Origin of the sequence: Nitrobacter sp. 62-13 (genome assembly GCF_001896955.1) — a bacterium.
Taxonomy (GTDB): domain Bacteria; phylum Pseudomonadota; class Alphaproteobacteria; order Rhizobiales; family Xanthobacteraceae; genus Nitrobacter.
Window position 1 is genome coordinate 7488 of the sequence record NZ_MKRN01000068.1, and the last position, 6403, is coordinate 13890.

Genomic DNA, 6403 nt, shown 5'->3' on the forward strand with positions numbered 1-6403 from the left:
AGCCTTCGGGGCCGGCAAGCAGCATGATCCGGTTCGGCCACTCCGGCCAGCTCTCGACCAGCGACAGCGCCGCCGCGTTCGCCGATCCTTCAAGAAAATCGTCCCGCGAAAGGCTTTCAGCGTGCGGCAGCGCGAATGCGAGCTGACGGGGTCCGGAGCGGCCTGCCACGCATCTCCTCCATGCCAGATCCAACGCACCCTTGAGCGATCCTCATTTCTGCTCGATGGTGCTCATGTGGCGTCCCCACTCCACGAGATAGAGGGAGACCGAAACCAAGGTCAAGATCGCGATGGCGGTCATCAGAACGCCCTCGTAAGGCGAAGAATCGAACCCGAAACCCAGCGCGGCCAGCACCAGCGCGGCAAACGCGACCTGCGCTCCCGTGTTGAGCTTCGAGACCATCAGCGGCTTCATGGGTATCGGCTTGTTGAACAGCCACGACACGATCACGGCGCCGACGATCATGATATCGCGCGAAACGACAAGGATCACGAGCCAGCGGGGAACCGCGCCCAGGATGCCGAGCGTCACGAAGATCGAGACCAGCAGCGCCTTGTCGGCCAGGGGATCCAGGAGTGCGCCCAGTTCGCTCGCCATGTTGAAACGCTTGGCGAGAAACCCGTCCACTGCGTCGCTGACACCGGCGACCACAAAGATCGCGAAAGCGATTTCCATCTGATTGGAAGCGATAGCCCAGATAATGATCGGCACCAGCAGAATGCGACCGAGTGTAATAATATTCGGAATACTCACGCGACGCTTCCCGCCCTCCGGCCCGTTTTCCGCGCCGACCGGCGCAGGATTTGAGGCTTCCGCTGCCCGGAACAGCCTCTTGTCTACATAGTATATGCTGAGGAAAGTTTGCGGGCCATTGCGCGGGTCCGCAATCCCACGTAACCAGCCGGGAAATTCTGGATACAATCGCATGACCAACCGCAAGAACGCCCTGACCTATGCCGAGGCAGGCGTCGATATCGATGCCGGCAACCGGCTGGTTGACCTCATCAAGCCGATGGTGCGCGCAACCGCCCGCGCGGGCGCAGACGCCGAAATCGGCGGCTTCGGTGGACTGTTCGATCTCAAGGCGGCCGGGTTCACGGACCCGGTTCTGGTCGCCGCCAATGACGGCGTGGGGACGAAGGTCAAGGTCGCGATCGAAACCGGGATACACGACACCATCGGGATCGATCTTGTCGCCATGTCCGTCAACGATCTCGTCGTGCAAGGCGCGGAGCCGCTGTTCTTTCTCGACTATTTTGCCTGCGGCAAACTCGATCCCGAAGCTGCGGCGGCGATCGTGGCCGGCATCGCGGAAGGCTGCCGGGAAGCCGGTTGCGCCCTGATCGGCGGCGAGACGGCCGAGATGCCGGGCCTCTACAGCGAAGGAGACTACGATCTGGCGGGCTTCGCGGTCGGTGCGGCCGAACGCGGCACCCTGCTGCCGAGCCGCGAGATCGCCGCCGGCGACGCCGTGATCGGCCTCGCGTCGTCCGGCCTGCATTCCAACGGATATTCGCTGGTCCGGAAAATTCTCGAGATTTCCGGCCTCGGCCTCGCGGCTCCTGCGCCGTTTGCGCCTGTCACGACGCTCGGCGGCGCCCTGCTTACGCCGACCCGGCTCTACGTCAAATCCTGCCTGCGCGCGATCCGCGAAACCGGCGCGGTGAAGGGGCTCGCCCACATCACCGGCGGCGGCTTTACCGACAACATCCCCCGCGTATTGCCCAAGCATCTCGGCGTGCGCGTCGACCTCGCCCAGGTGACGGTGCTGCCGGTATTCAAATGGCTGGCGCAGCAGGGCGGTCTCGCCGAGCTTGAACTGCTGCGAACCTTCAATTGCGGCGTTGGAATGGTCGCGATCGTGCGTGGCGAGGCGGTCGACCAGGTCGCGGACGTGCTGACGCAGGCCGGCGAGCGAGTTGCGCTGCTCGGCGAGGTGATCGCCGCCGACGACAACAACCGCGTCATTTACGACAACCACCTCGATCTCGCGATCTGAGGCGATCCGGCAGGATGACGAGCATGAAACGCCGTGTCGCAATCCTGATTTCCGGGCGCGGGTCGAACATGACCGCGCTGGTGGAGGCCGCGAAGGCCGAGGGCTACCCGGCTGAAATCGCCGTCGTCATTTCCAACAAGGCCGCCGCGGAGGGTCTCGCCAAAGCCCGGGCGGCCGGGATTCCAACGCTCGTCATCGAGAGCAAACCGTTCGGTCAGGACCGCGTAGCGTTCGAAGCCAAACTGCAATCGGCGCTGGACGACAACCGCATCGATCTCATCTGTCTCGGCGGTTTCATGCGGCTGTTCACTGCCGATTTCGTCCAGCGTTGGCAGGGACGAATGCTCAACATCCATCCGTCGCTGCTTCCGTCGTTTCGCGGCCTCGATCCTCACGGCCAGGCGCTGCGCGCCGGCGTGAAGATCTCCGGCGCGACCGTCCACTTCGTCATTCCGGAGACCGATGCCGGTCCCATTATCATCCAGGGCGCCGTCGCGATACGCGACGACGACACGGCGGAGACGCTAGCCGCGCGCGTGCTGGAGATCGAGCATCGCATCTACCCGGATGCGCTGCGGCTTGTCGCAAGCGGCGGCACGCGAGTGGACGGCGAAATCTGCAAGACGGCTGCGAACGCCAGTCCGGACGACAGCCTGATCTCACCGTCGGTGATATGACCGGTCCCCGGACCGGGCAAGAACCGCTCCGGATCGCGATCAGGGAAGCGCGCCTGCGACAGTCCATGCCAATCGCAGGAAACACAATGGAATTATGAGACCTTCAGATTTTCAGCGGAGGTCTTGCCGCGATTTTCAACCAGGTCGTATTCGACAGCCTGATCCTCATTGAGTGTGCTGAGGCCAGCGCGCTCCACGGCTGAGATGTGAACGAAGACGTCCTTGTCGCCGGTCGCCGGCTTGATGAACCCGTACCCCTTGGTCGGATTGAACCATTTGACGGTGCCCTTCTGCATCGTCTGTCTCCCTGTCTGGGTATAAAAAAGACGCGGCCGCGCATCGCGCACCACGTTACAAACGACCCCTCCTGATCTCTGCTGAACCTTCGAATTCGCGAAACGCACAGACGAACGGACCAAGATCCGATTGTGCGCGGATTGCAACACGAAAATTACCTCTTAGCAAGTCACGACTGCCAATCGCGAAACCTGCCGAGGCTGTTGCGTCAAAACGACGGGAAGCGACAGCATTTCAAAGCGCCGGTGCGAAGGCGGCGCTGCTGCGACACGGCCCCGCTTTACCGGCAGTGTCCCGGCTATCCACATGTTTGATAGCGTTCCGACCGTGAATGCCCGGCGCGACGGAGCATGCTCCGTTCTAGCAACGCTCGGCGGAAACCTGTATCCGGCGACGCCAGATCGAGCCCGCGATCAGCACGATGATCGCCCCCAGCGCGGAACAAACAATTTCCGCTCCGGTGCCGCCATCAACGGCAAATTGCGGCGCGAGGCCGAGCCGCGTCAGCGCCGTATCCAGAAAGGCGCCCGCGCCAGCGTCGAACAGCGCATGCAATCGCGGCGCGACCGCCGGATCGGTGGCGATAACTTCTCCCGCGATCCAGCCCAGCAACGCCGCCCCGGCCCACACTAGAAAAGGCAGGCGGTTGAGCAACAACATGATCAGCGCGGCGCCGGCCACGATCAGCGGCACGCTGATGGCCAGTCCGATAATCAACAGCGGCAAACTGCCGTTCGCGGCCGCCGCAACCGCGATCACGTTGTCCAGACTCATCACGATGTCTGCGACGACCACGACCTGAACGGCGGCCCACAGATGCCGGGCGGCGGCAACCCCCTCCTCGTCCTCCTTCTCCGGCACCAGCAACTTGGCGGCAATCACGAGCAGCGCGATGCCCCCTGCCAGCTTGAGGTAGGGCAACTCCATCAGGGTTGCGACAATCCCCGTAAAGACAATGCGGAGAACGACTGCGGCTGCGGCTCCGAGGACCATGCCCCAAAGCCGCTGCGGCGGCGCCAGCCCGCGACAGGCAAGCGCAATGACCAGCGCGTTGTCGCCGGACAACAGCACGTTGATCCAGATGATCTTGCCGACGGCAAGCCAGAACGCCGAATGATGCGACTCACTTCGAAATTCGGCGAAGACCGATGTGATCGTCGCCAGATCGAAGATGTGCAGCAGTGAATCCAATGGCGTCCTTTACCTCACCCGTCTAGCCGACGATCTCGTCGCTGGAGAAAAACTGGCCGATCTCGACCGCAGCGGTCTCAGGCGCGTCCGATCCGTGAACGGAGTTTTCGCCGACCGATTTCGCGTGGAGCTTGCGGATCGTGCCGTCGGCGGCCTTGGACGGGTCGGTCGCACCCATGATCTCGCGATATTTGAGGACGGCGTTGTCCCCTTCCAGCACCTGCACGACGACCGGAGCGGAAATCATGAAATCGACCAACTCCCCGAAAAAGGGGCGCGCCTTGTGCACGGCATAGAAGGCTTCGGCCTGCTCGCGGGTCATGCGGATGCGCTTCTGTGCCACGATCCGCAGTCCTGCCTTTTCGATCAGGGCGTTGATCGCACCGGTCAGGTTTCGCGCGGTTGCGTCCGGTTTGATAATGGAAAAGGTGCGTTCAGTCGCCATGTCGAGATCCTTGATTGAGCGGCCGTGGGAATTGCGGCGCTTATATCGACGCGCATCATCCACGGCAAGCGCGGGGTCGCGGAGGCCGGCGCCGCCCGCCAGGCTCGCAGAAAGCAAGCCGGCTCGACCTGACCGTCAAGCGGCAGGCTCGATCTCGGCGAGTTCGATGCCCTCCTGCACGATATCGCCGACCTTGCACCTGATCGTTTTCAGTGTCCCCGCGCAGGGCGCGCGCAAAGTCTGCTCCATCTTCATCACCTCGAGCGTGAGAATGGGTGCGCCCTTCTCCAGAACCGCGCCCTCCTCCGCGAGCAGCGCGACCACTATGCCGGGCAGCGGCGCCGTGATGCGGTCCTCATTGGTCTGCTCCTCGTCGCCGCCGCCGAAGGGATCGACCCAGTGCAACTCGAACCGGCGGTTGCGCGTCCGCACATACACCTCGCGGCCATCGGCGACCGAGACGACGCGGCTGCGCATTCCATCGAGCGCGAGCGTGAGATTTCCCGCCTCGTCCGGCTCGAACCCGAATGCAAGGTCCGTGTCCCCGACGCGCAATTGCGAAGGCCCGTTGCCATAGACGAGAATGACTTCGTGCTCGCTCTGTCCGTGACGAAACACGAATTTGCGCTGACGGCGGCCGACCGGCATCCAGCCCGCGGTTCGCCAAGGTGACGCCGCATCCGATCGAGAGGCCTCGCGCTCGGCCTGCACGATGCCAGCAACCGCGGCGGCAAGTTCGGTTTCGCCAGGCAGCCCCGCCATTCCGGTCAGGTCTGTCAGATGCCGCTCTATGAAACCAGTGTCGATCGCGTTGGCGCGCACGTCGGCATGCGCCGCCAGCGCGGACAGAAACGGAACGTTGGTGACGACGCCACGGACGTCGATCCCCTCCAGGGCGCGTGCGAGCCGGTCGAGCGCGGCGTCGCGGGTTTTCGCCCAGGCGATCGCCTTGGCGAGCATCGCGTCGTAGTGCGGCGACACCGTATCGCCTTTGCGGTATCCGGAATCGATACGCAAGCCGTCGATCTCCGGCGGCATCCGCCAGGCGGTGATGCGGCCGACCGACGGCATGAAGTTCTTGTTCGGATTCTCGGCGTAGACGCGCGCCTCGACGGCATGGCCATTCATGACGATCCGATCCTGCGTCAGCGGCAGCTCTTCGCCAAAAGCGACGCGGAGCTGCCATTCGACCAGATCGATGCCGGTGATGAATTCGGTCACGGGATGCTCGACCTGCAAGCGCGTGTTCATCTCGATGAAGAACACCTCCTTGCCGTCGGACACGAACTCGACCGTGCCGGCACCAACATAATTCACCGCGCCGGCCGCCTTGCGCGCCGCTTCGCACACTGTCTCACGCTGCGTCGCGTTCAGAGTCGGCGAAGGCGCTTCCTCGATGACTTTCTGGTGCCGTCGCTGCAAGGTGCATTCTCGGTCGAACAGCGACAGCAGATTGCCGTGCGTATCGCCGATCACCTGCACCTCGATGTGGCGCGGGTTCTCGACGTACTTCTCGATCAGCATCCGCTCGTCGCCGAACGCCGCTTTCGCCTCGCGCCTCGCGCTAACGATCGCCGGTGCGAGCTCCCTCGCCGACCGCACGATCCGCATGCCGCGACCGCCGCCGCCGGCGGATGCCTTCACCAGAACCGGATAGCCGATCCGCTCCGCCGCGCCTTGCAGCGTGGCATCGTCCTGAGCCTCGCCATGATAGCCGGGCACCAGGGGAACGCCCGCCTTCTCCATCAACGTCTTGGCGCCCGACTTCGAGCCCATGGCGGTCATCATCGCGG

General features: G+C 63.7%; 7 protein-coding genes and 1 pseudogene. 2 read left to right on the forward strand and 6 right to left on the reverse strand.

Annotation, left to right across the window (positions count from 1 at the left end):
* Positions 1 to 169 (reverse strand): annotated as a pseudogene (locus BGN91_RS06585) (chromosomal replication initiator DnaA); the annotation flags it as partial.
* Between the two features lie 42 nt (positions 170 to 211).
* Complete coding sequence (locus BGN91_RS06590) at positions 212 to 754, reverse strand: CDP-alcohol phosphatidyltransferase family protein (protein WP_292611611.1); 543 nt, start codon at positions 752 to 754, stop codon at positions 212 to 214.
* Positions 755 to 926: 172 nt separating this feature from the next.
* On the opposite strand from BGN91_RS06590, the gene purM reads away from it, so the two are divergent.
* Both purM and purN read left to right on the forward strand, forming a co-directional pair.
* Positions 927 to 2000 carry a phosphoribosylformylglycinamidine cyclo-ligase gene (gene purM, locus BGN91_RS06595; protein WP_292611613.1) on the forward strand — a complete coding sequence of 358 codons (1074 nt, stop codon included), beginning with the start codon at positions 927 to 929 and terminating at the stop codon, positions 1998 to 2000.
* Positions 2001 to 2023: 23 nt separating this feature from the next.
* Entirely contained in the window at positions 2024 to 2677 is a 654-nt protein-coding gene (gene purN, locus BGN91_RS06600; RefSeq protein WP_292611615.1) for a phosphoribosylglycinamide formyltransferase, read from the forward strand.
* A 92-nt stretch (positions 2678 to 2769) separates the two neighbouring features.
* Here the strand turns inward: purN and BGN91_RS06605 are convergent, their stop codons facing one another.
* The 4 genes from BGN91_RS06605 to BGN91_RS06620 all read right to left on the reverse strand — a co-directional run.
* On the reverse strand, positions 2770 to 2973 hold the full coding sequence (locus tag BGN91_RS06605; RefSeq protein WP_292611617.1) for a cold-shock protein: 204 nt from the start codon (positions 2971 to 2973) through the stop codon (positions 2770 to 2772).
* Positions 2974 to 3334: 361 nt separating this feature from the next.
* Positions 3335 to 4165, reverse strand: coding sequence for a TerC family protein (locus BGN91_RS06610; protein ID WP_292611619.1), 831 nt, complete (start codon positions 4163 to 4165; stop codon positions 3335 to 3337).
* Between the two features lie 22 nt (positions 4166 to 4187).
* Positions 4188 to 4610 carry a nucleoside-diphosphate kinase gene (gene ndk / locus BGN91_RS06615; protein WP_292611621.1) on the reverse strand — a complete coding sequence of 141 codons (423 nt, stop codon included), beginning with the start codon at positions 4608 to 4610 and terminating at the stop codon, positions 4188 to 4190.
* 135 nt (positions 4611 to 4745) lie between these two features.
* On the reverse strand, positions 4746 to 6403 hold a 1658-nt coding region (locus BGN91_RS06620), incomplete at its 5' end, for an ATP-grasp domain-containing protein (RefSeq protein ID WP_292611623.1).